Source organism: Oceaniglobus indicus (genome assembly GCF_002751875.1).
In the GTDB taxonomy this organism is placed as follows: domain Bacteria; phylum Pseudomonadota; class Alphaproteobacteria; order Rhodobacterales; family Rhodobacteraceae; genus Oceaniglobus; species Oceaniglobus indicus.
In genome coordinates this window covers 83857-109029 of the sequence record NZ_NMZM01000002.1, presented here as the reverse complement: position 1 = coordinate 109029, position 25173 = coordinate 83857, and the positions used below count along the sequence as shown (strand labels likewise).

Below are 25173 nucleotides of genomic sequence, written 5' to 3'. Positions count from 1 at the left end.
TTCACGGTCAAAGACGACAGTCCCGGTCAGCGGTGCCCCGGATGTTCCATTTTCAGGCCGAACGCCGCCGCCATCAGTGTGCGGGTATATTCGGTGCGTGGCGCGTCGAAGATTTCGGCGGCCGGGCCCTGTTCGACGACATCGCCCCGCTTCATCACCATGACCTTGTGCGACACCGCGCGCACCACCCGCAGGTCGTGCGAGATGAACAGATAGGCCAGCGCGTATTTCTTCTGCAGATCGCGCAGCAGCTGGACGATCTGCACCTGCACCGTCATGTCCAGCGCCGAGGTGGGTTCGTCCAGCACCACCAGCGTCGGTCGCAGGATCATCGCGCGGGCGATGGCGATGCGCTGTCGCTGACCGCCGGAAAACTCGTGGGGATACCGGTGCATGGTGGCCGGATCCAGACCGACCTCGGCCATCATCGCCGCCACCATCTGCCGCTTGTCCTGACCGTCGCGGGTGCCGTGGATCGTCAGCCCCTCGGCGATGATCTCCTCGACCGTCATGCGCGGTGACAGCGATCCGTAGGGATCCTGGAACACGATCTGCATCGCGCCGCGGATCGGGCGCAGGGCGCGCGATTTCAGCCCCTGGATATCATTGCCAAGGAACACCACCGGCCCTTCGGATGAAATCAGCCGCATGATCGCCAAGGCCAGCGTGGTCTTGCCGGACCCCGATTCGCCGACGATGCCGATGGTTTCACCGGCACGGACCGACAGCGATGCGGCATTCACCGCCTTCACATGGCCCACCGTCCGTTTCATCAGGCCCTTCTGGATCGGGAACCAGATGCGCAGATCCTTGGTGCGCACCACTTCGGGTGCGTCGTCGGGCACCGGGTTCGGCTGGCCCGTGCTTTCGGCGCTCAGCAGCATCCGGGTATAGGGGTGTTGCGGATTGCCGAAGATTTCCGCAGTCGGACCGGTCTCGACGATTTCGCCCGACTTCATCACGCAGACCCGGTCGGCGATCTTGCGCACGATCCCCAGGTCGTGGGTGATGAACAGCATCGACATGCCCATCCGGTCCTTCAGATCGGCCAGAAGATCCAGGATCTGTGCCTGGATGGTCACGTCAAGCGCGGTGGTCGGTTCATCCGCGATCAGCAGATCGGGACCGTTGGCCAGAGCCATGGCGATCATCACCCGCTGTCTTTGGCCGCCGGACAACTGATGCGGATAGGCGCCCAGCCGGGTTTCGGGATCGTTGATGCCGACCTGAACCAGCAGTTCGATGATCCGCTTGCGCGCGGCATCGCCGGTCAGGCCCTGATGCAGTTCCAGGGATTCGGCCAACTGGCGTTCCAGCGTATGCAGCGGGTTCAGCGAGGTCATCGGCTCCTGAAAGATGAAGCTGATGTCGTTGCCACGCACCCGGCGCAGGTCTTTCTCCGGGGCGCCGACCATCTGGGTGCCTTCGTAAACGATGGACCCGGTGGTTTCCGCGGAATCCCCCAGAAGCGACACGGTGGACAAGGCGGTGACGGATTTGCCGGACCCGGATTCCCCCACCAGCGCGACGGTTTCGCCCTTGTCGACATGGAACGAAACACCGCGCACGGCAACGGTGCACGCGCCGTCCTGGCGGAAGGTCACGGTCAGGTCGCGCACGTCCAGCACGGTGTTTGAAGGGGGCGATGCGGTCACAGGACAATCTCGAACAGGGTGGCGGGAACAAAGATGCAGGCGGCGACGATCACGAACACACGCAGGCCCCGCCCCGGCGGGCGGTTCAGCCGCGCCCGACGCCAGGCAAGACCGACGATGCCGATGCCGCCGCCGATCAACGCGAAGCTGGCCCAGAACAACAGCGGATCCTTCAGCACCGGAAACGGTGCGCCCTCGATGATCGACATCAGCAGATGGGTGATCAGCACGATCAGGCAGGTGGCGATGACCGCCAGCGAAATCGCATACAGCGGATAGGTCTGCGCCGTGCGTTCGGCGCGACGGGCGGCGACGGGGGTGGGGACGTGGCGTTCGCCCTTCATGCTCCGGCTCCGCCCTGGGCGTTCGCCATGCCGAACACCGTCAGCCCGACCAGCACCGCGGCCCAGCCGGTGGTCAGCACGCGATGCCCCACCGATGGCCGCCGATCGCGGCGCCACAGCAGGAACCACGACAACAGCGCGATGATCGACGGCAACGCCCCCAGCAACGCCGGCAGCAGGATCAGCGGAAAGGCAAGCAGGTCCGAGCGCCATGCGTTGGCCGTGCCGGCAACGAACACCGCCGAGGTTGCGCCGGCACCGATCACGAAAACCACGAACAGGCCGTGGATCACCAGGGCGATGCCATAGGCCGGTCCGATGAGGGCGCGCAGATCGACCGCCATCACTGAAACGTCTTTCTGGGATCGAAGGCGTCGCGGATACCCTCGAAGATGAACACCAGCAGCGACAACATGATCGCGAAGGTGAAGAACGCGGTGAACCCCAGCCACGGCGCCTGAAGGTTCTGTTTCGCCTGCAACGTCAGTTCGCCCAGCGACGGGGCGGACGATGGCAACCCGAACCCGAGAAAATCGAGCGACGCGAGGGTCGAGATCGTGCCGGTAATGATGAACGGCAGCATCGTGACCGTGGCGACCATGGCATTGGGCAGCATGTGGCGGAACATGATCGTCCAGTTGCCGACGCCCAGCGCGCGGGCGGCGCGGACGTATTCGAAGTTGCGCGCCCGCAGGAACTCGGCCCGCACCACGCCCACCAAAGCGGGCCAGCCGAACAGCACGGTGACGAAGACCAGCAGCCAGAAACTGCGCCCCAGGATCGCGAACAGGATGATGATGACGTAAAGCGATGGCGTCGACGTCCAGATTTCAAGGAAACGCTGGAAGATCAGGTCGGTCCAGCCGCCGAAGAAGCCCTGCACGGCCCCCGCGAGGATGCCCAGAAGCGATGTCAGCGCCGTGACGATCAGCGTGAACAGGATCGACAGGCGGAAGCCATAGATCACCCGCGCAGCAACGTCGCGCGCGGTGTCGTCGGTGCCAAGGATATGGGTGCCGTCCGGCGGCGAGGGCGCGGCACGGCCCAGATCGTTGATCGTGTCATAGGAATAGGGGATCGGCGGCCAGATCATCCAGCCCGATTCAAAATCGCCCGCCGGGGTTTCACCCGCATCCACCGCCGCGATCAGACGTTCGGGATCGTCAAAACATTCCTCAAGCCCGCCGGTGCGGATCAGGCATTTGACCTCGATATCGCCATAGACGGCTTCGGTGCGGAAGTCGCCGCCGAATTCCTCTTCCGAATGGAAGTTGAAGATCGGCGCATACCAGTCGCCGCGATACTGAACCAGGATCGGCTTGTCGTTGGCGATGAATTCGGCAAACAGCGACAAGGTAAAGATCACCGCGAAGATCCACAGCGACCACAGCGCGCGGCGGTTCTTCTTGAAGTTGCGCCAGCGTCGCTGGTTCAGGGGCGACAGGACCATGCGCTTGCGCGCCGGCACCACGGGGGGCGGCGCATCCATCCCCGGCGCGGGCTGCGCGGGGGGTGTGACGACATCGGGCTGGGTGGGGGACGTGTTCACCATGGCTCAGGTCTCGCGGCTGTCGAAGTCGATGCGCGGGTCGATGAAGACATACATCATGTCCGACAGGATGCCGACGACCAGCCCGATCAGGCCAAAGAAGAACAGCGTGCCGAAGATCACCGGATAATCCCGCGCCACGGCCGCCTCGAATCCCAGCCGTCCCAGCCCGTCGAGCGAGAAGATGGTTTCGATGATCAGCGAGCCGCCGAAGAACACGCCGATGAACACCGCCGGAAAACCGGCGATGACGATAAGCATCGCGTTGCGGAAGATGTGGCCATACAACACCTTGTGTTCCGAAAGGCCCTTGGCCTTGGCGGTGACCACATATTGTTTCTTGATCTCGTCCAGAAAGCTGTTCTTGGTCAGCAGCGTCAACGTGGCAAAGGCCGAGATGGTGGATGCAATCACCGGCAGCGCGATGTGCCACAGGTAATCCAGCGCCTTTTGCAGCGGATTCAACTGATCGAAATTGTCCGAGGTCAGCCCGCGCAGCGGGAAGATCTGGAAATACGACCCGCCCGCGAACAGCACCAGCAGCAGGATCGCGAACAGGAAGCCGGGAATGGCATAGGCGATGATGATCAAGCCGCTGGTCCAGGTGTCAAACGCCGATCCGTCCTTCACCGCCTTGCGGATGCCCAGCGGGATCGACACCAGATAGGCGATGACGGTCGACCACAGGCCCAGCGTGATCGACACCGGCATCTTCTCCAGAACCAGATCCATCACCGAAATCGAACGGAAATAGCTTTCGCCGAAATCGAACCGGATATAATTCCACATCATCGACAGGAACCGTTCCAGCGGCGGTTTGTCGAAGCCGAATTCCTTTTCCAGCTTGGCGATGAATTCCGGCGGCAAGCCGCGCGAGCCGACGTAATTCTCGGTCTCGAACGTCTGGTTGCCCGCGTCACCGGCGCCGCCGGAAATGCCCGCGAAGGTATCGGCCTGACCTTCAAGCTGGGCGATCACCTGTTCGATGGGGCCACCCGGCACGAATTGCGTCAGCGCAAAGTTCAGCACCATGATCCCAAGCAACGTGGGAACGATCAGCAGCAGACGGCGAAGGATATAGGCGCCCATGGCGGGTTACAGCGCCCCCGCCGCGCGCAGTTGCGCGGCCTTGTCGGCGTCATACCACCAGAAATCCAAGGCCCCCAACGCATAGGGTGGCAAGGTATCGGGATAGGCGAACTGGTCGTAATACGCGACCCAATAGGTGGGATTGTACCACACCGGCACCACGAAATAGGCGTGGCGCATGATCCGGTCGATGGCGCGCACGGCGGCCTGCATGTCTTCCAGACTTTCGGCCTTCACCACCTCGTCGATCAGCTTGTCCACCGCCGGATCGCAATAGGAAGCGGGGTTGAAGACGCTGTTCTTTGCATCCGCACAGCCGAAGCGTTGACCGATGCCCAGCCCTTCCTCAAGGCCATTGGTATAGCCGTCATAGATCATGTCGAAATCGCCGTCGCGTTCGCGCAGGGTGTATTGCGCGTCGTCGATCCGGTTGTATTTCGCATCGACGCCCAGACGTTTCAGGTTGTCGATATAGGGCAGGATGATCCGGTCGAAACTGGGGTTGTTCTGCAAGAATTCGAGACTGAGGACACGACCGTCCTTGCGGCGCATCCCGTCGTCCCCGGCGATCCAGCCGGCCTGTTCCAGAAGGTCGGCCGCCGCGCGCAGGTTGCCGCGATCAAGCTGGCGCTTGCCGCCCGCATCGGGCACCGGAACCGGATCGGACAGCACGGCCGGGTCCAGCATGTCGGCGACGCCCTGCAACAACTCCAGCTCGCGGCCTTCGGGCATCCCCCTGGCCTCAAGCTCGGAATTTTCCCAGAACGAGGCGCGTTGCGCGAACAGACCGTATTGCAGGGTGTCGTTCGTCCAGGTGAAATTGAACATCAGACCCAGCGCCCGGCGCACCAGCGGATCCTGGAACTTTTCCTTGCGCAGGTTGAAAATGAACCCCGTCGCCTGCGGCAGGCTGCCGTCGGGCAATTCCTCCTTGACGATGTGACCCTTCTCGATCGCCGGAAAATCGTATTGCGTCGCCCAGGTGAGAGAGCTGCTTTCCTGGCGGAAGGTATAAGCGCCCGCCTTGAACCCCTCGAGCGCGGCATTGGTATCGGCAAAGAACTCGACCCGCATGGTATCGAAGTTCCACCGCCCGCGGTTGATCGGCAGGTCGGCGCCCCAATAGTCGGGGTTGCGCTTGACCGAAATGCGGCGGTTCACCTCGACCTCGTCGATCATATAGGGGCCCGAGCCGGGCGATTGGGTCAGGCGGCTTTCGTCCAGCCGCGCGCCCGTCTCCTCGAACCACTTCTTCTGAAAGACGATGGTCGCCCCGGCCTGGCCGATCAGACCCTTGCGCGGTACGTCGGGGGCGAAATGGAACTTGACGCGGTGCGGTCCCAGAACCTCGACCTCGGGGATCAGCGCCTTGACCGCCGATGAAAACGACGGCAGTCCCTGTTCCAGGAACAGCCGGAACGTGAAGGCCACGTCTTCCGCCGTCAGCGGCGTGCCGTCGGAAAACGTCGCCTCGGGGCGCAGGTTGAAGATCACCCAGTCCTGCGATTCGGGATATTCCAGCGTTTCGCACAACAGGCAGTACGAGCCATAGGCGTCGTCGTCGGTGTTGGTCATGATCCGCTCATAGGGCAGGACCGAAAAGCCGTGCGCGCGCCCCTTGCGGGTATAGGGGTTCATCGAATCGAACGTGCCCCGCGCCCAGGTCGACATCTCGCCGCCCTTGGGCGCGTCGGGGTTCACGTAGGCCAGATGTTCGAAGTCCGGCCCATAGACCAGCGCACCGAGATCCGAGAACCCGTGCGCCGTGATGATCTTCGCGTCACCGCCCGCACCCTGCGCCGCCGCGCCCTGGGCCGTCAGCGCAACCGCGATGGCCGCGATCCAGGTCCGGCGGGCCTTCAGCGCCAGAGGCACGCGGGGCAGGGCGATTGTCGATGATCTGGACATGAAGCGGACCTTTGCGGAAATCACGGTCGGGTATGGGCGATCAGGTTAAAGGTCGGCGTGGCGGGATCAAGTTGATACTTTGTGATCGCCCCGACATCTTGGTGCAACCTTCGGCCCTTGGCGACCATCGGCAGAAATGAAAATGCCGACCCGAAGGCCGGCATCGTCACGTCGTCGTCCGCAAGACAGTCTCAGTTCGCGGCCGACTCGAGGTATGCAATCACGTTGGCGCGGTCCTGCGGCTTGGGCAGTCCTGCAAAGCTCATCTTGGTGCCCGGCGCCCAGCCCTTGGGATCTTCGAGGAAGTGATACAGGTTCTCGTAGCTCCAGACATCAGCCACCTGCTCGAGCGCGCCGGAATAGTTGAAGCCCTCGATCGAATCCACCGGGCGGTCGATGATGTTGTGCAGCGTCGGGCCCGTGCCGTTTTCGCCGGCGCCCAGCTTGTGACAGGCCTTGCACTTGTTGAACGTCCGTTCGCCCGAACCGATGTCGGCCGAAGCCAGCAGTTCCTCGACCGGCGGTTCATCGGCCGCTTCGGCTTCGGCTTCGTCTGCGCCTTCGTCTTCCCCGGTGTCGATCACATAGGCCTGGTTTTCATCGCCATGACCGCCGACGTGATACAGGCTTTCGGCGACCCAACCCCCCAGAAGGAAGATGAGGAACATCCCGCAGAGTGCGCCCACGGCTTTTGTCAGTGTCATTGTGTCGAACATGTCGCGATCCGTGTTACCTGTGCGTTGGTTTGCTACCTATCCTCTTCCGCCCCCTCGTTTCAAGCGATATGAGGCGCGACGAAACGCCATGTGACGCTTTTTGCGTCAAGACCGAAACCAAGGGGTGCGACAATGGCCGGAAAGATCGCGTTTCAGGGCGAATTGGGCGCCTACAGCCATCAGGCCTGTGTCCAGTCGCGGCCCGACCACGTGCCCTATCCCTGCACCACGTTTCACGATGCCATCGCGGCGGTGCGCGACGGCGACGCCGATCTGGGCATGATCGCGGTTGAAAACTCGACCTACGGGCGGGTGGCGGATGTGCATTCCCTGTTGCCCGAAAGCGGGCTGAAGATCGTCGACGAGGCGTTCGTGCGCGTCCACATCGCCCTGCTGGGGGTGCCCGGAACGACGCTGGAGCAGGTGAAGACCGCCACCAGCCATACCGTTCTGCTGGGCCAGTGCCGCCGGTTCCTGAGCGACCACAACATCGCCTCGATCACCGGCGTCGACACCGCCGGATCGGCGAAACTGGTGGCCGAGGCGGGCGATCCGTCAAGCGCGGCCCTGGCGTCGGAACTGGCCGGACAGATTTACGGCCTGGACGTGCTGGCCGCGAACATCGAGGATTTCGACAACAACACCACCCGGTTCATCGTCATGGCGCGCGAGGCCGACCTGTCGCGGCGCGGCGACGGGCCGATGGTCACGTCGTTCGTGTTCCGCGTGCGCAACATTCCCGCCGCGCTCTACAAGGCGATGGGCGGATTCGCGACCAACGGCATCAACATGACGAAACTGGAAAGCTACATGGTGAACGGCGATTTCACCGCGACCCAGTTCTATGCCGACGTCGAAGGCCACCCCGAAGACGAGAACATGATTCGCGCCTTCGAGGAGCTGGACCATTTCACGGACGAGATCGTGATGCTCGGGACATTCCCGCGCCGCCTGTAAGGAACCGCCATGCCGCGCCACCGCCTTCTGACCGAATTCGGCATCGGCACCTCGCTGCGGCGGCAGGATTACACCGCGGCGGCCGAAAAGGCGCTGAAGGACGCGCTCTGGCGCAATTCGATCAACCTGGCCGAATTGTTCGACTTCGATCGCGCGGCCATGATCATCGACGCCGAGATCGGCGTGCAGGATCCCGATTCGGTGGACGTGGACGCCCTGGCGCGGGTGTTTCCCTATGGCCAGGTCCAGATCACGGTCCGCAAGGGCGGCCTGGACGTGCCACGGCCCGATGGCAACCCCACCGTCATCGCCAACGCCGCGATTTCGGTATCCTTCGACATGGAGCGGACATGAGACGGTTCATCCTCGAAACGGGCATGGGCAACGATCTGCATGGGCGCGACTATACCAAGGCCGCCGGGCGCGCGGTCGAGGCCGCGCTGCGCCGCTCGACCCTGCCGATCTTTGCCACCCTCGACATCGCGCATGATGACATGGATGTGCGGGTGACGATCGGCGCGCAACACCCCGACCGGGTGGATACCGCCGCCATCGCGCGCCTTTTGCCGCGCGGTCGCGCCAGCGTCACCGCGGGTCACGGCGGGCTGGACATCACCAACCCCGAAAGCGGCGAGGTGACCGTGATCGTCACCGCCGCGATCGAGGCGTTCCTGCCGGAACAGGCCGGCTGGCGGCTTACGTCCCGCGGGGCGGACGACAACGCCTGATCCTGTCCCGGCGCCATGATTGGGGTGGGGCGGGGTCGCCCGCAGGGGTCGATTTTTGACCGTCTGCCCCCATGTTGACAGGGATCGGCGCCGCGCCGCAGAATGCCGCCAAAGGCGGCGCCCGCCGGTGCGCGCGCGCCCAAGGCCGACCACAAGGAGCCTGAATGTCCGACGATCCCTATGCCGCCCTCGGTCTGAGCAAGGACGCGACTGCGGCAGACATCAAGAAAGCCTATCGCCGGCTGGTGCGCACCAGTCACCCCGATCTGCACCCCGACGATGCGGGTGCCGAAGCCCGGTTCAAGGCGATTTCGGCCGCCTATGACCTGCTGAAGGATCCCGAAACCCGCGCACGTTTCGATGCCGGCGAAATCGACGCCTCGGGCACCGAACGGCCCCAGCGGCAATATTACCGCGATTTCGCAGGCGGGCCGAACCATGGCTATCAGCAGGGCCACGGCTTTGGACAGGACGCCGACCCGGCCGACATCTTCGCCGAGATCCTGCGTAACCGGGGCCGCACCGCCGGGGGTGGCGGTTTTGGCGGCGGCGGCTTTTCAGCTGCCGGGCCCGATGCGCGCTATTCCCTCGAGGTGCCGTTCCTGGACGCCGTGCGCGGGTCGGAAACGCGCATCACCCTGCCCGATGGCAATGCCCTTGCCGTGAAGATTCCGCAGGGCACCGAAGACGGCCAGACCTTGCGGCTGCGCGGCAAGGGGGGCGCCGGTTTCGGCGGCGGCCCGGCCGGCGATGCCCTGATCACCGTCATGGTGCGCCCGCACCCCGTGTTCAGCCGCGAGGGCGACGATATCCTCGTGACCCTGCCCATCACCATCGACGAAGCCGTCCTGGGCGGCAAGGTGACAGCCCCCACCATCGACGGGCCGGTCGGCCTGACCATTCCGGCGGGCGCAAGCTCGGGGCGGATCCTGCGGTTGCGCGGGCGCGGGGTGGCGCGCAAGGGGCAGAAGGCCAAGGGCGATCAGATGGTCGAACTGAAGATTGTCGCACCGCCCGAACCCGACGCGGCGCTGCGTGATTTCCTGACGGAATGGCGCAAGACCCACGGGGTCGATCCCCGGGCCGATCTGATGAAAGGGGCCATGACATGAGCGAGCTGTTGTCTGAAGACGAAGTCATTGCCACTGTCACGCGTCTGACCCGAAGCCGCCTGGTCCGGTTCGTCGAGGGCGAGTTCGTGAAGCCCGAGCGCGCAGCCCACGGATACGTCTTTCGCCGCGTCGACATCGCGCGCCTCGAGTTGCTGTGCGATCTGTCGCTGGATCTCGAGTTCGACGAGACAGCCCTTGGCACGGTGCTGTCCCTGCTCGATCAGTTGCACGCGGCGCGGCAAGACCTGGCCGCGATGGCCCATGCCATCGACACCCTGCCCGAAAGTCTGCGCACCGAAATTCTCACGGCGCTGAAGAAGGCCTGAACCGGCCGCGGTGCCGCCCGGATCACGCTGTGACGGGCACCGCCACCACGGCGACGCAATCGCCCATTCCGACAAGGCCGGGAAAATGGCGCGCGGTCAGAATACCCGACAGGCCCGCCGCAAGCTGGCGTGGTGCGGCGCCGCTGCGGTCGGCCGGCCACAGCCGCGCAATCGGTTGCCCGGCCTCGACCGACGCGCCCAGATCGACCAGCGGTTCCAGCAATCCGGCATGTTCGCTGAACACGAAACAGCGCCCGTCGGGCATGTCGAGCGTGACCGACGGCGCGGTTTCGCAGGTGCCGTTCAGGATGCCGGCGTGGATCAGCAGGTTGCGCGCGCCCTTGCGCGCCACTGCGACGCTGGCCGCCGTGGACGTGCCGCCGCCGCCCAGTTCGGTGGTGACGAACACCTTGCCCTGGCTTTCGACTTCGGTGTCGAACATCCCGACGTTGTCGATCTCGAGCATCTTCATGGAATAGGGCGCGTTGAAGGCCGTCATTGCCGCCATGCACGCCGCCTCCTGACGCTTGTCGGGCAGGATATGAGCGGCGGCGAACGGCAGGAAATCCAGCGTGCGCCCGCCCGAATGATAATCCAGCACGATATCGGACAGCGGCACCAGTTCGGTGGCGATGTAATGCGCGATCTTCTGGGTCACGGTGCCGTCGGGACGGCCCGGAAAGCTGCGGTTCATGTTGCCGCCGTCGATGGGCGAACAGCGCCGTCCGGCACTGAACGCGGGCAGGTTCATCATCGGCAGGATGATGATCCGGCCATTGACGGTTGCAGGGTCCAGCGTCGCCGCCAGTTCCTGCAACGCGATGGGGCCTTCGTATTCGTCACCGTGGTTGCCGGCGGTCAGCAACGCGGTCGGCCCGTCGCCGCCCGCGATCACGCTGATCGGCACCATCACCGCGCCCCAGGCGCTGTCGTCGCGGCTGTGGGGCAGGCGCAGGAAGCCGTGGAACGCGCCCTGCGCGTCCAGCGGAATGGTCGGGGTGATCGGGCTGGTGGTCATGATTTGACGAACAATTGGCGGGGCGTGTTGCAGAAGCATTCATGCCCGGTTTCGGTGATGCGGATCGGTTCGGTAATTTCCAGGCCACCGTCGTCCAGCCAGAGCGCAGGCATGAAATGGAATGTCATGCCCTCTTCCAGAACGGTCATGTCGCCGCGCCGGAAGGAAATCGTGCGTTCGCCCCAGTCGGGTGGATAGCTGATGCCGATGGCATAGCCACAGCGGCTGTCCTTTTCGAACCCCGCCTTGTTCAGCGTGGCGTTGAAGGCGTTGGCGATGTCCTCGGCGCGGTTGCCGGGGCGGGCCTGTTCCAGCCCGGCGTCGATCGCATCCAGCACGGCGGATTCCGCGTCACGGTATTTTTGCGGCACCTCGCCCAGGAACAGGGTGCGCGACTGTGGGCATTGATAGCGGCGATGGGCGCCGGCGATCTCAAAGAACGTCGACTCGCCGGTTTCCATCGGCCGGTCGTCCCATGTCAGATGGGGCGCCGTCGCATCCAGACCCGAGGGCGCCATGGGCACGATGGCCGGGTAATCGCCCCAGTATCCGTCGGCGCCGCGAATCCCCGCGGCATAGATCTCGGCCACCAGGTCGTTCTTGCGCATTCCCGGTTCCGCCGTGGCGACGATATGCTCGTGCATGACCTCGACGATCCGCGCGGCCCGTTGCATGTATTCGATCTCGCGTTCGGACTTGACCGCCCGCTGCCAGTTCACCAATGCGGTCGCGTCGGGAAAGCTGGCATCGGGCAGGCTGCGCACCAGGGTCGCATGGGCGGCGGCGGCGTAATAGTAATTGTCCATCTCGACGCCGATCCGCGCCTTTTCCAACCCCAGTTCGGCAAGCAGCCGTGCCAGGTCGGTCATCGGGTGCTTTTCGGGGTTCTGCACGAATGTGTCGTCATAGCCGCGGATGCAATCGTCATCCTCCATGAACACCGTGCGCCGTGCGCCCAGGGTATCCATGGCGCGCCCCCACCAGACCGGATCGCCGTCATGGGTCAGGATCACCGCCTGATAGACGTAGAACGACCAGCCATCATAGCCCGAAAGCCACGAGATGTTCGACGGGTCGCAGACCACGATCGCATCCAGCCCCCTGTCGGCCATCGCCTTGCGGGTCTTTGCGATACGACGCCGGTATTCGGACCGGGTGAAATTCGCCTCGAAGGTTGTCATGCCCTGCCTCCTGTCGCGGTTGATGTTGCATGTCGTCGGACAGGGCGATGATGCCGTCCGTTACGCTCCGATACCTTTGGCAAATGCCGCCGGCATCGCGCAATCCCAAAGTCGTCCGAACCCGCGGGGGCGCCCGTTCAGGCCGGCCATCCGGTCCAGCGCCCAGCACAACGCCTGGTTCGAGGTGACCACGGGTTTGTCCAGCCGCGTCTCGATCCGCTCGATCACATCGACGCCGCGCATGGCGGTGCACGACAGGAACACCGCCTCGACCTCGGGCGTGTCCAGGGCACAGGCGGTTTCGATCATGCTGTCGTCGTCGACGCGGGCCATGTCGCGATCGTCCTCAAGGGCGAAACACGCGTTTTCCACGATATCCAGCCCGCAGTCCGACAGGTATTCGGCCATCGGTTCGGTGGTTTCCGGCAGATAGGGGGTCAGCATCGCGACCCGCCGCGCGCCAAGCGCCGCAAGCCCGGCCAGCGCGGCAAAGGACGGCGTGATGACGGGAACGCCGGGCAGCCCTTGGTGAACCGCATCGGCGACGGGGCCGTTGCCGATGCTGACCGACGCCGACGTGCAGGCAAAGGCCACCGCCGACAAGGTGGCACCCGGCACCAGCAGGCCCGCCGTGCGCGCCAGGTCGGGGGCCATGGCGCGCAGCCTTTCGGGCGTGGTGGGATTTTCGAACGCGATCCGCGCGACGTGCAGGACGGCCCGGTCGCGGTCGATCAGGCGCGCGGCATCGCCTTCGAACACCTGATCGGTGGACAACAGGATGGCGCCGATCCGCGCCGGGCCTTCGGCGTGCGACCGCAGGCGGCTGTCAAAGACCCGGGGCTTGGGCGGGGTGGCCATGCCGGGCCTGCTAGACGACAAGGACGGGGCATTTGGACAGGCCCGTCACCTTGTGCGACACGCTGCCCAGCAGATAACCGTCGCCCGACGCGCCAAGACCGCGGCTGCCCAGGATGATCAGGTCGACCCCGTGCTTTATGGCGAACTGGTTGATTTCGCGGGCCGGCCGGCCCGAGCGGACGAACCCGCGCACGTTTGCCACGCCGGCGTCGATCAACAATTGCTTGCCATGGGCGACGATCCCCGAGGCATGTTCGCGCATGGCGTCGTCGATGCGCCCGGGATCGTTGACCCGCACCATCGAAAGCGAGGCTTCCAGCATGGAATGGTGCCGGAACACGGTCAGCAGGCTGATGCTGGCATCGGTCAGCTTCGCAAGCTGCGCCGCTTTTTCCAGCGCGCGATCCGCGTTTTTCGATCCGTCATAGGGCGCAAGGATATGGGTGAACATGCCAGACTCTCTTTGCGGTTATTTGGCGAACGCGAGGTCGCGCAGGAACAGGGCGATCTGCGGGAAGAAGATCAGCGACACGGAAACGCCCAGCAGCATCACGATGAACGGCGGCGTGCCGCGGATGACCTCGATATAGGGCCGTTTGAACACCGCGATGGCCGTGAAGATATCGCAGCCGAACGGCGGCGTCGCCGACCCGATGGCAACCTGAAGCGTGATGACCGTGCCGACCAGAACTGGATCAAGCCCGACGGAATTGACCACCGGTGTGAAGATCGGCACCAGCACGAGGATCACGACGATGGGATCGACGAACATGCAGCCGATGAAGAAGGCGATGGAAATGACGAACAGCACCCCGATCTGACCCATCTGGTCGATGCCGATCCCGCTGAGGATCGCCTGCGGAATCTGCGCGAACGAGATCACCCACGAGAACGCGGCGCCGGCCGCGACAAGGATGAACACGACCGCGGTGATCAGCCCCGTGGACTTGGCCGTTTCATACAACCCCCGCAGATCGAGCGAGCGGAAGACGATCAGTTCCAGGAAGATGGCATAAAGCACACAGGCTGCCGCGGCTTCGGTGGGAGAAAAGATGCCCCCATAGATGCCGCCGATGATGATCGCCGGAAATCCCAGCGGCCACAGGGCCTGTTGCACGGCCTTTATGCGCGCGCCCCAGGTGGTCTTTTCCTCGGTCGGCACATCGTGGCGGATGGCATAGATCACCGAATAGACCGAGAACAGAAACAGGATCAGAAGGCCGGGCCCGATGCCGGCGATGAACAGTTCGGCGATCGACGTGTTGGACACGACGCCATAGATGATCATTCCGATCGAGGGCGGAATCAGGAACGCGATGTCGGATGAATTGACGATCAGCGCCAGAACGAAACTGTCCTTGTAGCCGGCCTTCAGCATCCGTGGCCGCAGGGGCGATCCGATCGCCACCACCGTGGCCTGGGTCGACCCCGACACCGCGCCGAACATGGTGCAGGCCGTCGCGGTCGACACCGCCAGCCCGCCCTTTAGGTGGCCGACAAACGCCATCACCATGTCGATCAACCGCCCGGCCGATTGGCCGCGGGTCATGATGTCGGCGGCAAAGATGAACATCGGCACGGCGATCAGCGACGCGGGCCGGATGCCCGCCATCATCTGCTGCACCATGGTTTCAAGCTGACCAAAGCCGCCGAACAGGGAATAGAAGCCGACGAAGGCGCCGACAATCAGCGGGATCATCATCGGAAAGCCCAGAAGCAGAAGGACGATCATGATGGAGAAAATCGTGATTGCCATGGTTCAGACCTCTGTCTCGTTGTCGTCATACCCTTCAAGAACATTGGTCGACAGGTAGATGTCCCTTTCGATCATGTTCTTGATGGCGGTCAGAAGATACTGAACCCCGGTCATGAAGAAGCCGACCGGCACCCAGACCAGCGTCAGCCAGACCGGTATTTGCAACGACGGAAGAACGCGGCCGCGCCCGGCCTGCGTCAGGATGTATTGCAGCGAATACCACGCCAGCCCCAGCATGAAGATGGCCGTCACCAGCGAGATCACGATCATCAGCACCTTGCGCATACGACTGGGCAAGGCGTCGAAGATGGCCGACATTCGGATATGCCGCCCATGGCGCGCGGCATAGGAAATCCCGGCAAAGGTGATGAGGATGATGAGAACCCGGTTCAACTCTTCCGAGAAGAACAGCGAACTCTGGAAGACGAACCGGCCGATGACATTGGCACTGGTGTTGGCCGCCATCAGCAGAACGCCCAGGGCCAGCATGGCGGATTCGACCTTGCTGATCCAGGTGTCCAGCGTGCCGAGAAAGCCCGGCAGGCTGGATTCATAGGCTTCGAGAGGCGCGTCGTCCGTGCCGGTGGTGTCGGTCTGCGATTGCAGTTGCGAGCCGTGGTTGTCGTTCGTCACCGGCGTCCTCCCGAGATGGTTTCAACGACAAGCCCCCCGGATGGCGGGGGGCTTGCGTCAGGGCGTCACTTCTTGACGGCGTCCAGATCGGCCTTGAACTGCTCCAGCAGTTTCTCGCCGCTTTCGCCGGTCATCTCGATGAACGCGGCCTCGACCTGCGCGGCGGCATCCTTGAACGGCTGGCGCTCTTCCTCGGACAGCGTGGTGACGGTATAGCCGGGCTTGGCTTCCTTGATGCCCTTGATCGCCTCTTCCGTCTGGCCCCGCTGGTAATCGAGGATGTATTCGAACGCCACGTCGATGGCATCTTCGATCATCGCCTGGTCTTCCTCGGACAGGCCCGAATAGAAGTCCTGGTTGGCCATCACGGCGGTCGTGAAGTTGTTGTGGCCGATGTAGGTCATGTAGTCGCTGACCTCATACAGCTTGTTCGACAGGATATAGAACGTCGGATTTTCCTGTCCCTGGATGATGCCGGTCTGCAGGGCACCGTAAACCTCACCCCAGGGCAGCGGCGTCGGTGTGGCGCCGAACGCCTTGTAGCTTTCGACCAGCAGCGGGTTGGTCATCACCCGGACCTTCACCTCGTTGAAATCCTCGGGCGATTTCAGCGGCTCGCGCGTCGTGATCGCCACGTCGCCCTCGGGGAACATCGTCAGCAGTTCCAACCCCTGTTCGGCATAAAGCTCGGGGAACATCTCGGTGATCGCCTTCGAGGTGCGGAAGAACTCGAACAGCTCCTCGTCGTCCTGCGGCAGCAGGTAGGGCACGAAGAACACCTGCGCCTCGGGGATCAGCGCGCCGGTGAAGCCGGGCGACTGGTCGACGAACTGCAGGATGCCGGCCTGGGCCTGTTCCATGATGTCGGCGGATTCGCCCAGGGTGCCATAGGGGAACAGCTGGATCTCGTGGTCCGAGTTGGCCTCGACCTCTTCCTTGAACTTCTGTGCGAACTTGCCCTGGACCTCGTCCATGGCTTCTTCGAAGGCATACCGCCACGTGTCGGCCTGAACGGCGCTTACACCTGCGACGGTCGTGACAGCGGCAAGTGCGCTCGCTGCCAGTGCGGTTTTATAAGTGGCCATTATTTACCCTTTCTCTGTTGGATTTATCCAATGCACACGGTCAGGAGGCCATGGCGTGTGGATTGTCCTGATTGTGTGAGCATTTGGAGGTTCGACAATCATGTCAATGCGAATATTGAACCATTACAATTTCACCCTTCCTTTTCACGGGCTTCGTCTTTGATCCCCGAAGGGCAGGGCGCGGATCCTGCGGATCTCGCGGTCGACAATCCGCAACCCCCGGGCGAAATCGGGGAATGACAGACCACCTACGGCGACGCCGATCCCGGTATGAAGCGCATGGGGGCCGATGGAAAAGCTGGCCGCCGGTGCGACGGCGACGCCTTCGTGGCGCACGGCATCGACCACCGCCCGTTCCTCGCGGGCATCGTGACACCCGATCCAGATATGCAGGCCGTTCGAACTGGTGCGAATGTCGATTCCATCCAGAACCTGCACCGCGTGGCCGGTCCGGTCCGCCAGCGCCAGGCGCTGACGGTGCAGCAGGCGTTCCGCGGTGCCGTTGTCGAACCAGCGTTCGGCAATTTCCGACATCAGCGGATTGGCGATCCAGTCGGTGACAAGGTGCCGGTTCGCGGCGGCCGAGCCCAGGTGATCGGGCACCACCAGGTATCCCATTCGCAACCCCGGCATCAGGCATTTCGACAGCCCGGTAAAGGCCAGCGTCCGCTCGGGGGCGAGGGCGGCGATCGGCGGGGGCGCCGCGTCCTGCAGGGGGCCCCAGGCGTGGTTTTCGATGATGGCCAGGTCATGGCGGCGTGCCACGGCGACGATGGCGGCCCGCCGTTCGTCGGTCATGGTGAACGCCAGCGGGTTCAGCCCCGTGGGCATGAGGCACACCGCCTTGACGCCTTCCGCGCGGCACGCGGCTTCCAGGGCGTCGGGGCAGATGCCGCCGTCGTTCACCGTCACGCCCTGCAACCGCAGCCCCAGGAAACGGGCCAGCGCGCGCAGGGTATGATGGCCGATGTCCTCGCTCAGAACCAGATCGCCGGGCTGCGCCGCCGTCATCAGCGCCACCGTCATGGCGCTGGTGCTGCCATTGGTCGGGATCACCACGGTATCGTCCAGGTTCAGCCCGCACAGCGCCAGCCACCGGCGGAGCGGTTCCGACGTGGCATCGGTGCCGATGGCCGGCCGCCTGGCGTTCAGCACGGTGCGCGGCAAGGATCGCGCGATTGCCCGCAGAACTTCGGCAAGGGCGTTTTCCTGGCCGTGGTCCACCACGGGCTTCAGGATCGACATGTCCAGAAGGCCATGGGACACCTTGCGCGTGACAAAGGGGATCTGAACCTCGTTGCGGGGGCCGCGCACATAGGTGCCGCGCCCCACCTCGCCGCTGATCCGTCCCGCCTCGATCAGCTTGCTGTAGGCGCGGCTGACGGTCTGCACGCTGAGCCTGAGATCGAACGCCAGCTGGCGCTGCGTCGGAAGCCGGTCGCCCGGTTTCAGGGCTCCGGTCTGCATCGCCGTCTCGATGGCGTTCACCAGCGACCGATAGGCGGGTCGCTTCAACGTGCCGGGGTCCGGTGGCCAACTTGTCATGATTGCCATGATTGCCATAATCATGACAATTGACAAGTCCGGCGGCCCTGCGCATCACTTCGCCATGGCCATCGTCAAACTCGATCAACGCGATATCGCGATCCTGCGCGTGCTGTCCCGCGAGGGCCGGATTTCGAAAAGCGCGCTGGCCGAACGGGTCAACCTGGGCACCAGCGCCTGTGCCGACCGGCTTGCGCGGCTTGAAACCGCGGGGCTGATTCGCGGTTATCGCGCCGACATCGCGCTGCGCAGGTTGGCGCCGCACGTCACGGTGTTCGTCCTGGCCGAACTGGGCAGCCACGAGGCGGCGGCGTTCCAGCTGTTCGAGGCGGCGGTCGAGCGGTATGACGAGATCACCGGCTGCTGGGCGCTGGGCGGCGGCTATGACTACCTGCTTCAGGTCGTCACCCGTGACATCGACAGCTATCAGCGCCTGATCGACACGGTGCTGGCCGAACGGATCGGGCTGTCGCGCTATTTCACCCATGTCGTGACCAAGCCGATCAAATCCGCACCACCGCCGTTCGCCATCCTGCATCCCGAAACCGACGGCTGACCACGGGTTTCGCCGGCGGGCGGGGCGGATCGGCGCCGGATCCGGTGCTGTTTTCCGCGCATTCCGGCGATTTTCCGGCGCGCGCCCGGTATCCTGCGGTCGAATGCAACGACCGCCCGAGGAGACCCGAGATGACCAAACCGACACCGCCCCCCGCCAATGGTCTGCCCGTTCTGAGCCGCCCGGAACTGGCGCGCAGCTTTGCCTATGTCGGCGGTGCCTGGGTCGCGGGCGGCGCGAATGCGACGCTGGCGGTCACCGATCCCGCCACCGGCGCCAAGCTGGCGGACGTGGCCCGCCTGAACGCCGCCGACAGCCGCCGCGCCGTCGATGCCGCCCATGACGCATTTCCCGCCTGGGCCGGCCTTCTGCCACAGGACCGCTCGGCGATCCTGCGCCGCTGGTTCGAGTTGATGATCGAACACCGCGAGGATCTGGCCCGCATCATGACGACCGAACAGGGCAAGCCGATTTCCGAATCCCGTGGCGAAATCGACTATGCCGCGGCGTTCCTCGAGTTTTACGCCGAAGAGGCGCGGCGCCCGAACATCGAGGGCGTCACGTCGCACCTGCCCGACGCCGAGGTCGAGATCTGGCGCGAACCCGTGGGCGTCGCCGCCCTGGTCACGCCATGGAACTTCCCGTCGGCGATGCTGACGCGCAAGGCGGGGGCGGCCTTGGCGGCGGGATGCACCGTGGTGGCGCATCCGTCGGCCGAAACGCCATGCTCGGCGCTGGCGCTGGCCGAACTGGGCGAACGGGCCGGGCTGCCCGCCGGCGTGTTCAACGTGGTGACGGGGGACGCCCCCGAGGTGGTCGGCGCCTGGATGGACGACGCCCGCGTGCGGGCCGTGTCGTTCACCGGTTCGACCGAAATCGGCCGCCTGCTGTATCGCCAGGGCGCCGATACGATCAAGCGGCTGGTGCTGGAGCTGGGCGGTCACGCGCCGTTCCTGATATTCGAGGACGCCGACATGGAGCGCGCGGTGTCCGAAGCGATCAAGGCGAAATTCGCCACGTCGGGCCAGGATTGCCTGGGGGCCAACCGCTTCCTTGTGGCGCGCGGCGTGTACGACGCGTTCTGCACCCGCTTTGCCGAGGCGACGAAGGCGCTGAGCGTCGGCCCCGGCATGGACGACCCCGACATCGGCCCGCTGATGAACGAAGCGGCCGTCGCCAAGCAGGAAGAACAGGTCGCCGACGCCGTGGCACGCGGTGCGCGCCTTCTGTGTGGCGGCAAACGGCACGTCGCCGGGCCGCTGTTCTTTCAACCCACGGTCCTGGCCGACGTGCCGCCCGATGCCCGCATCATGCACGAGGAAACCTTCGGCCCCGTCGCCGCCATCGCCGCCTTCGACACCGAAGCCGAGGCCATCGCGCGGGCCAATGACACCGAATACGGCCTTGTCGCCTATCTGCACACGCAGGATCCGCGCCGCATCTATCGCGCCAGCCGCGCGTTGCAGTTCGGCATGGTCGCGGTTAACCGCACCAAGGTGACGGGCGCACCGATCCCCTTTGGCGGCATGAAACAATCGGGCATCGGGCGCGAAGGCTCGCGCCTGGGGATGGAAGCCTTCACCGACGTGAAATACGTCTGCCGCGACTGGGCCTGAGCGAAAACCGAAAAACCGGCGGGTCCGCCCGCAAGACGAAAGGTAAGACGATGCTGAAGAACGACCTGCTGGAGCAATGGGACCGCGAGAGTTTCTTTCACCCCTCGACCCACCTGGCGAACCACGCCCGCGGCGACAGCCCGACAAGGGTCATCAAGACCGCCAAGGGGTGCCATATCACCGATCGCGACGGCAACCGCTCGCTCGACGCCTTCGCCGGGCTTTATTGCGTGAACGTGGGCTATGGCCGCAGCGAAATCGCCGAGGCGATCGCCGAGCAGGCGCACGAGCTGGCCTATTACCATGCTTATGTCGGCCACGGCACCGAGGCGTCGATCACCCTGTCGAAGATGATCCTCGACCGCGCGCCGAAAGGCATGAGCAAGGTCTATTTCGGCCAGTCCGGGTCGGATGCGAATGAAACCAACGTCAAGCTGATCTGGTATTACAACAACATCCTGGGCCGTCCCGAGAAGAAGAAGATCATCAGCCGCTGGCGCGGGTATCACGGATCGGGCCTGATGACCGGGTCGCTGACGGGCCTCGATCTGTTCCATCAGAAGTTCGACCTGCCGCTGGCCCAGGTGGTGCACACCGACGCACCCTATTACTATCGCCGCACCGACGAGGACATGACGCCCGAGCAGTTCACCGATCACCTGGTGGCGCAACTCGAGGCGCTGATCGAACGCGAGGGCGCCGACACCATCGCCGCCTTCATCGGCGAACCCGTGCTGGGCACGGGGGGCATCGTGCCGCCGCCGCCGGGGTATTGGCCCGCGATCCAGAAGGTGCTGGACCGTCACGACATCCTGCTGGTCGCGGACGAGGTCGTGACCGGGTTCGGGCGTCTGGGGTCGATGTTCGGATCCGACCATTACGGGATGCGGCCTGACCTGATCACCATCGCCAAGGGGCTGACGTCGGCCTATGCGCCGCTGTCGGGGTCCATCGTGGGCGATCGGATGTGGAAGGTTCTGGAGCAGGGCACCGATGAAAACGGCCCCATTGGCCACGGCTGGACCTATTCGGCCCATCCCATCGGCGCCGCCGCCGGGGTCGCCAACCTGCTGCTGATCGACGATCTGAACCTGATCGACAACGCGCGCGAGGTGGGCGCCTATCTGAACCGCCAGATGCAGGGAGCGCTGGCCGATCACGCCCATGTCGGCGAGGTGCGCGGCGAGGGGATGCTGTGCGCGGTCGAGATGGTCGAGAACCGGCAGGGGCGGCAATTCTTCGATCCGTCGCGCAAGATCGGCGCCGCCATCTCGGCCGAAATGGCGAAACGCGGCGTCATTGCCCGCGCGATGCCGCAAGGCGACATCATCGGCTATGCGCCGCCGTTCTGCCTGACGCGCGACGAGGCCGACACCATCGTCGGCGCCACCGTCGATGCGATCAACGTCGTCCTGGGCGCCTGACGCGCGGCCATGCTTCGGCGTCGCGCCAAGACCCGCCGCGACCCGGCTCCGGCGCCCGCAATTCACGGGTGCCGGGGAGGGGCGGGCGCGAATCGCGACCTTTTGTCCGCGATGCCGGATTCGTCTTGATCGAAAATAACGAAAGACTTTCAAAGAAAGTCGGGGATATGCGGCTACGCTCTTGCGAATCCAAGGCGTTTTGCGCAGTTTGAAACCCGGTCCAACCAGGAGTTTCCGTGTCCCTCCTTATCATTGTCGCCCTGCCTTTTCTCGGCGCGCTGTTGCCGGGGCTGATGAACTCGGCCGGGCGCGCCGCCTGTGCCGGTGTCACGTTCACCGTTTCGCTGGCCGCCTTCATCGGCTTGCTGACCAATCTGCCCACGGTTCTGGCCGGCGATGTGGTGATGGCGCGGGTCGACTGGATGCCGGCGCTGGGGCTGAATTTCACACTGATGCTGGACAGCCTGGGGTTCTTCTTCGCCCTGCTGATCCTGGGGATCGGGCTTCTGATCATCGCCTACGCGCGCCACTACCTCAGCCGCGACGACAACATGGGCGAGTTCTTTACCTACCTGCTGCTGTTCCAGGGCGCCATGGTGGGGATCGTGCTCAGCGACAACATCCTTCTTTTGCTGGTATTCTGGGAGCTGACGTCGCTGTCGTCGTTCCTGTTGATCGGGTTCTGGAAACACCTGCCCGAGGGGCGGCAGGGCGCGCGGATGGCGCTTGTGACCACCGGCATGGGCGGGCTCTCGATGATTGCCGGGATGCTGATCCTGGGCCAGATCGTCGGCAGCTATGACCTGAGCGTGATCCTGCAGAACCGCGATCTGATCCAGGCCGACCCACTGTATCTGACGGCGCTGATCCTGATCCTGCTGGGGTGCTTTACGAAATCGGCGCAGTTCCCGTTCCATTTCTGGCTGCCCCACGCCATGGCGGCGCCGACGCCGGTGTCGGCCTATCTGCATTCGGCCACCATGGTGAAGGCGGGCATCTTCCTGATGGCGCGGATGTGGCCGGTTCTGTCGGGCACACCGGAATGGTTCGTCATCGTAACGACCGCCGGATTGGTGACCATGGTGCTGGGCGCGGTGATTGCCCTGTTCAAACATGACCTCAAGGCGCTTCTGGCGTTCTCGACGGTCAGCCACCTGGGCCTGATCACGATGCTGCTTGGCACCGGCACCGCGTTCGGCGCCATGGCGGCGGTGTTTCACATCCTCAATCACGCGACGTTCAAGGCCGCGTTGTTCATGTCGGCCGGGATCATCGATCACGAAACCCACACCCGCGACATCCGCCGGCTGGGCGGGTTGCGTCATTTGATGCCGGTGACCTTCGTGATCGCCACGCTGGCGGCGCTGTCGATGGCGGGGATCCCCTTGTTGAACGGGTTCCTGTCGAAGGAAATGATGCTGGAAGAGGCGAACCACACCGTTCTTTTCGATGTGCCATGGCTGGTTCCGGCGCTGGCCACGTTCGGCGCGCTGTTTTCCGCCGCCTATTGCTTCCGGCTGATCTGGCATGTGTTTCTTGGGCCGGTGCGAGACGATTATCCGGCAAAACCCCACGATCCGCCCGCAGGTCTGTGGATGCCGCCGGCAACGCTTGTGCTGCTGGTCGTGGTGATCGGTGTCGCGCCGTTCCTGGCCGAACCCTTCGTCAAGCTGATCACGGCCTCGGTGCTGGGGGATGCCGCCGAGATTCCCGCCGCGCATTTCAAGATCTGGCACGGGTTGGTGCCCGCCCTGTTCATGTCGATCATCGCCGTCGTGGGCGGCCTGGTCATGATGGCCGTGTTCAACCCGGCCCTGCGCCTGTGGGACGCGGCACCGCGCCCCGAGGCCAAGGCGATCTTCGATGCCATCACGGACGCCACCGCAAGCCTCGCCAGAAAGCTGATCCTGCCGATTCACGATGGTGCGTTCACACGCTATGCCGCGATCGGATCGGTGGCGATCTTCGCGGTCGGCTATCACGCGTGGAGCACGGGATCGATCGGCTTCCCGACCCGTACGCCCCAGCCCGCCTCGCCGGTCTTCATCGGCGGCTGGGCGATGCTGGTCGCCGCGACCGCCGGTCTGGTCCTGATGCATCGCAATCGGTTCCTGTCGCTGATCCTGATCGGGATCGTCGGCCTGATGGTTTCGATCGGGTTCGTCTTCCTCAGCGCGCCGGATCTGGCCATGACGCAGTTCACGGTCGAGGTGGTGACGATCATCCTGCTGCTGCTGGCGCTCAACTTCCTGCCGAACCACACCCCGATCGAAAGCACGGTTCTGCGCCGGGTGCGCGATGCGGGCATTGCCATCCTGGGCGGTCTGGCCACCTTTGCGCTGGCCCATCACTACCTGTTGCGCGAAGCCGTCAGCACGCCGATTTCCGAGTTTCACCTGGCCAATTCCTACAAGGGCGGCGGTGGAAACAATGTCGTCAACGTGATCCTTGTCGATTTCCGGGGCTTTGACACCTATGGCGAGATCATCGTCCTGGGGATTGCGGCACTGCTGATCTATGCGCTGACCGAAACCCTGCTGGACGGGCCGGTGCGCGCCCGGCTTCTGAACCGCAAGCCCGACCAGGCCCGGGCCGGCGACACCCATCCGATGATGATGGTGGTGCTGACGCGGGTTCTGCTGCCGTTGGTGCTGATGGTGGGTTTCTATATCTTCCTGCGCGGTCACAACGAACCGGGGGGCGGGTTCATCGCCGGGCTGATCGTGTCGATCGGGGTGGTGATGCAATACATGGCCAGCGGTTTTTCCTGGACATCCGCGCGCCTGAAATACCCCTATCACGGCGTCATCGGCGCCGGGGTTCTGACCGCCGGGCTGACCGGGATCGGGTCGTGGTTCGTGGGCAAGCCGTTCCTGACATCGGATTTCACCTATGTGCGCATTCCGCCGTTCGAGAAGTTCGAGCTGGCCACCGCCGCGATGTTCGATTTGGGCGTGTTCCTGGCCGTGGTCGGCGCGGTGATGCTGTCGTTGGAGAGTTTCTCGCGGCTGGCGCGGCGGGCGCACACGCCCGACAGCGAACATGCGATGGATATCGACCCCTCCCGGGTTCGACCAGCGCCGGATTCGGCCGTCTTCACCAGGGGGGACGTCTGAC

The 25173-nt window shown here is 64.3% G+C and carries 24 protein-coding genes; 9 read left to right on the top strand and 15 right to left on the bottom strand.

All coding sequences use genetic code 11. The features are described 5' to 3' along the window. Positions 1-26: 26 nt before the first annotated feature. The 7 genes from CFP68_RS03090 to CFP68_RS03060 form a co-directional block, all read right to left on the bottom strand. On the bottom strand, positions 27-1655 hold the full coding sequence (locus CFP68_RS03090) for an ABC transporter ATP-binding protein (protein WP_099824446.1): 1629 nt from the start codon (positions 1653-1655) through the stop codon (positions 27-29). Then, positions 1652-1999, bottom strand: coding sequence for a hypothetical protein (locus tag CFP68_RS03085; RefSeq protein WP_099824443.1), 348 nt, complete (start codon positions 1997-1999; stop codon positions 1652-1654). The genes CFP68_RS03090 and CFP68_RS03085 overlap by 4 nt, the downstream gene beginning before the upstream one ends. Next, a complete protein-coding gene (locus CFP68_RS03080) occupies positions 1996-2343 on the bottom strand; it encodes a hypothetical protein (RefSeq protein WP_099824441.1) in 348 nt (115 codons plus the stop codon). Before CFP68_RS03080 ends, CFP68_RS03085 begins: the two co-directional genes overlap by 4 nt. Next, complete coding sequence (locus CFP68_RS03075; RefSeq protein ID WP_241523955.1) at positions 2343-3488, bottom strand: ABC transporter permease; 1146 nt, start codon at positions 3486-3488, stop codon at positions 2343-2345. The genes CFP68_RS03080 and CFP68_RS03075 overlap by 1 nt, the downstream gene beginning before the upstream one ends. Before the next feature lie 66 nt (positions 3489-3554). Next, on the bottom strand, positions 3555-4637 hold the full coding sequence (locus CFP68_RS03070) for a microcin C ABC transporter permease YejB (protein ID WP_099824437.1): 1083 nt from the start codon (positions 4635-4637) through the stop codon (positions 3555-3557). 6 nt (positions 4638-4643) lie between these two features. Continuing rightward, entirely contained in the window at positions 4644-6545 is a 1902-nt protein-coding gene (locus CFP68_RS03065) for an extracellular solute-binding protein (protein WP_099825255.1), read from the bottom strand. Positions 6546-6736: 191 nt separating this feature from the next. Beyond that, entirely contained in the window at positions 6737-7261 is a 525-nt protein-coding gene (locus tag CFP68_RS03060) for a c-type cytochrome (protein WP_099824435.1), read from the bottom strand. A gap of 132 nt (positions 7262-7393) precedes the next feature. On the opposite strand from CFP68_RS03060, the gene CFP68_RS03055 reads away from it, so the two are divergent. The 5 genes from CFP68_RS03055 (at position 7394) to CFP68_RS03035 (ending at position 10384) form a co-directional block, all read left to right on the top strand. Beyond that, complete coding sequence (locus tag CFP68_RS03055; protein WP_099824432.1) at positions 7394-8218, top strand: prephenate dehydratase; 825 nt, start codon at positions 7394-7396, stop codon at positions 8216-8218. A gap of 9 nt (positions 8219-8227) precedes the next feature. After that, positions 8228-8572 carry a Lin0512 family protein gene (locus CFP68_RS03050; protein WP_099824430.1) on the top strand — a complete coding sequence of 115 codons (345 nt, stop codon included), beginning with the start codon at positions 8228-8230 and terminating at the stop codon, positions 8570-8572. After that, positions 8569-8946 (top strand): Lin0512 family protein, encoded by a 378-nt coding sequence (locus CFP68_RS03045; protein ID WP_099824428.1) that lies wholly within the window; start codon positions 8569-8571, stop codon positions 8944-8946. The genes CFP68_RS03050 and CFP68_RS03045 overlap by 4 nt, the downstream gene beginning before the upstream one ends. Positions 8947-9110: 164 nt before the next feature. Then, on the top strand, positions 9111-10058 hold the full coding sequence (locus CFP68_RS03040) for a DnaJ C-terminal domain-containing protein (protein WP_099824425.1): 948 nt from the start codon (positions 9111-9113) through the stop codon (positions 10056-10058). Beyond that, complete coding sequence (locus CFP68_RS03035) at positions 10055-10384, top strand: chaperone modulator CbpM (protein WP_099824423.1); 330 nt, start codon at positions 10055-10057, stop codon at positions 10382-10384. Before CFP68_RS03040 ends, CFP68_RS03035 begins: the two co-directional genes overlap by 4 nt. A gap of 22 nt (positions 10385-10406) precedes the next feature. Here the strand turns inward: CFP68_RS03035 and doeB are convergent, their stop codons facing one another. The 8 genes from doeB to ehuR form a co-directional block, all read right to left on the bottom strand. After that, on the bottom strand, positions 10407-11402 hold the full coding sequence (doeB, locus tag CFP68_RS03030) for a N(2)-acetyl-L-2,4-diaminobutanoate deacetylase DoeB (RefSeq protein ID WP_099824419.1): 996 nt from the start codon (positions 11400-11402) through the stop codon (positions 10407-10409). Further along, entirely contained in the window at positions 11399-12583 is a 1185-nt protein-coding gene (doeA, locus tag CFP68_RS03025; protein ID WP_099824416.1) for an ectoine hydrolase DoeA, read from the bottom strand. Before doeA ends, doeB begins: the two co-directional genes overlap by 4 nt. A gap of 60 nt (positions 12584-12643) precedes the next feature. Further along, positions 12644-13441 (bottom strand): aspartate racemase/maleate isomerase family protein, encoded by a 798-nt coding sequence (locus CFP68_RS03020; protein WP_099824414.1) that lies wholly within the window; start codon positions 13439-13441, stop codon positions 12644-12646. Between the two features lie 10 nt (positions 13442-13451). Continuing rightward, on the bottom strand, positions 13452-13892 hold the full coding sequence (locus CFP68_RS03015) for a universal stress protein (RefSeq protein WP_099824412.1): 441 nt from the start codon (positions 13890-13892) through the stop codon (positions 13452-13454). Between the two features lie 18 nt (positions 13893-13910). After that, entirely contained in the window at positions 13911-15197 is a 1287-nt protein-coding gene (locus CFP68_RS03010; RefSeq protein WP_099824410.1) for a TRAP transporter large permease, read from the bottom strand. A 3-nt stretch (positions 15198-15200) separates the two neighbouring features. Continuing rightward, positions 15201-15830 (bottom strand): TRAP transporter small permease, encoded by a 630-nt coding sequence (locus CFP68_RS03005; RefSeq protein WP_193825203.1) that lies wholly within the window; start codon positions 15828-15830, stop codon positions 15201-15203. Positions 15831-15895: 65 nt separating this feature from the next. Beyond that, complete coding sequence (locus CFP68_RS03000) at positions 15896-16915, bottom strand: TRAP transporter substrate-binding protein (RefSeq protein WP_099824408.1); 1020 nt, start codon at positions 16913-16915, stop codon at positions 15896-15898. A 144-nt stretch (positions 16916-17059) separates the two neighbouring features. Continuing rightward, the gene (gene ehuR, locus CFP68_RS02995) at positions 17060-18460 is read right to left on the bottom strand and encodes a MocR-like ectoine utilization transcription factor EhuR (RefSeq protein ID WP_241523933.1); all 1401 of its coding nucleotides are present in this window, start codon (positions 18458-18460) and stop codon (positions 17060-17062) included. A gap of 22 nt (positions 18461-18482) precedes the next feature. On the opposite strand from ehuR, the gene CFP68_RS02990 reads away from it, so the two are divergent. The 4 genes from CFP68_RS02990 to CFP68_RS02975 all read left to right on the top strand — a co-directional run bounded on the left by CFP68_RS02990 (position 18483) and on the right by CFP68_RS02975 (position 25172). Beyond that, on the top strand, positions 18483-19016 hold the full coding sequence (locus CFP68_RS02990) for an Lrp/AsnC family transcriptional regulator (RefSeq protein WP_241523932.1): 534 nt from the start codon (positions 18483-18485) through the stop codon (positions 19014-19016). Between the two features lie 131 nt (positions 19017-19147). Continuing rightward, the gene (locus tag CFP68_RS02985) at positions 19148-20632 is read left to right on the top strand and encodes an NAD-dependent succinate-semialdehyde dehydrogenase (protein ID WP_099825247.1); all 1485 of its coding nucleotides are present in this window, start codon (positions 19148-19150) and stop codon (positions 20630-20632) included. A gap of 50 nt (positions 20633-20682) precedes the next feature. Then, positions 20683-22056: an aspartate aminotransferase family protein gene (locus CFP68_RS02980; protein ID WP_099824402.1), complete on the top strand. Its 1374-nt coding sequence runs from the start codon at positions 20683-20685 to the stop codon at positions 22054-22056. A gap of 236 nt (positions 22057-22292) precedes the next feature. Further along, complete coding sequence (locus tag CFP68_RS02975; protein ID WP_099824400.1) at positions 22293-25172, top strand: monovalent cation/H+ antiporter subunit A; 2880 nt, start codon at positions 22293-22295, stop codon at positions 25170-25172. Position 25173: the final 1 nt, after the last annotated feature.

What these genes read in the sequence shown, in the direction of transcription:
- CFP68_RS02985 (WP_099825247.1), top strand. Translation starts at nt 19,148, where the DNA reads ATGACCAAACCGACACCGCCCCCCGCCAATGGTCTGCCCGTTCTGAGC.
- CFP68_RS03010 (WP_099824410.1), bottom strand. Translation starts at nt 15,197, where the DNA reads ATGGCAATCACGATTTTCTCCATCATGATCGTCCTTCTGCTTCTGGGC.
- CFP68_RS03040 (WP_099824425.1), top strand. Translation starts at nt 9,111, where the DNA reads ATGTCCGACGATCCCTATGCCGCCCTCGGTCTGAGCAAGGACGCGACT.
- CFP68_RS03080 (WP_099824441.1), bottom strand. Translation starts at nt 2,343, where the DNA reads ATGGCGGTCGATCTGCGCGCCCTCATCGGACCGGCCTATGGCATCGCC.
- doeB (WP_099824419.1), bottom strand. Translation starts at nt 11,402, where the DNA reads ATGACCACCAGCCCGATCACCCCGACCATTCCGCTGGACGCGCAGGGC.
- CFP68_RS03070 (WP_099824437.1), bottom strand. Translation starts at nt 4,637, where the DNA reads ATGGGCGCCTATATCCTTCGCCGTCTGCTGCTGATCGTTCCCACGTTG.
- CFP68_RS02980 (WP_099824402.1), top strand. Translation starts at nt 20,683, where the DNA reads ATGCTGAAGAACGACCTGCTGGAGCAATGGGACCGCGAGAGTTTCTTT.
- CFP68_RS03000 (WP_099824408.1), bottom strand. Translation starts at nt 16,915, where the DNA reads ATGGCCACTTATAAAACCGCACTGGCAGCGAGCGCACTTGCCGCTGTC.
- CFP68_RS03050 (WP_099824430.1), top strand. Translation starts at nt 8,228, where the DNA reads ATGCCGCGCCACCGCCTTCTGACCGAATTCGGCATCGGCACCTCGCTG.
- doeA (WP_099824416.1), bottom strand. Translation starts at nt 12,583, where the DNA reads ATGACAACCTTCGAGGCGAATTTCACCCGGTCCGAATACCGGCGTCGT.
- CFP68_RS03035 (WP_099824423.1), top strand. Translation starts at nt 10,055, where the DNA reads ATGAGCGAGCTGTTGTCTGAAGACGAAGTCATTGCCACTGTCACGCGT.
- CFP68_RS03065 (WP_099825255.1), bottom strand. Translation starts at nt 6,545, where the DNA reads ATGTCCAGATCATCGACAATCGCCCTGCCCCGCGTGCCTCTGGCGCTG.
- CFP68_RS03045 (WP_099824428.1), top strand. Translation starts at nt 8,569, where the DNA reads ATGAGACGGTTCATCCTCGAAACGGGCATGGGCAACGATCTGCATGGG.
- CFP68_RS03020 (WP_099824414.1), bottom strand. Translation starts at nt 13,441, where the DNA reads ATGGCCACCCCGCCCAAGCCCCGGGTCTTTGACAGCCGCCTGCGGTCG.
- CFP68_RS03085 (WP_099824443.1), bottom strand. Translation starts at nt 1,999, where the DNA reads ATGAAGGGCGAACGCCACGTCCCCACCCCCGTCGCCGCCCGTCGCGCC.
- CFP68_RS03055 (WP_099824432.1), top strand. Translation starts at nt 7,394, where the DNA reads ATGGCCGGAAAGATCGCGTTTCAGGGCGAATTGGGCGCCTACAGCCAT.
- CFP68_RS03060 (WP_099824435.1), bottom strand. Translation starts at nt 7,261, where the DNA reads ATGTTCGACACAATGACACTGACAAAAGCCGTGGGCGCACTCTGCGGG.
- CFP68_RS03015 (WP_099824412.1), bottom strand. Translation starts at nt 13,892, where the DNA reads ATGTTCACCCATATCCTTGCGCCCTATGACGGATCGAAAAACGCGGAT.
- ehuR (WP_241523933.1), bottom strand. Translation starts at nt 18,460, where the DNA reads ATGACAAGTTGGCCACCGGACCCCGGCACGTTGAAGCGACCCGCCTAT.
- CFP68_RS03075 (WP_241523955.1), bottom strand. Translation starts at nt 3,488, where the DNA reads ATGGATGCGCCGCCCCCCGTGGTGCCGGCGCGCAAGCGCATGGTCCTG.
- CFP68_RS02990 (WP_241523932.1), top strand. Translation starts at nt 18,483, where the DNA reads ATGACAATTGACAAGTCCGGCGGCCCTGCGCATCACTTCGCCATGGCC.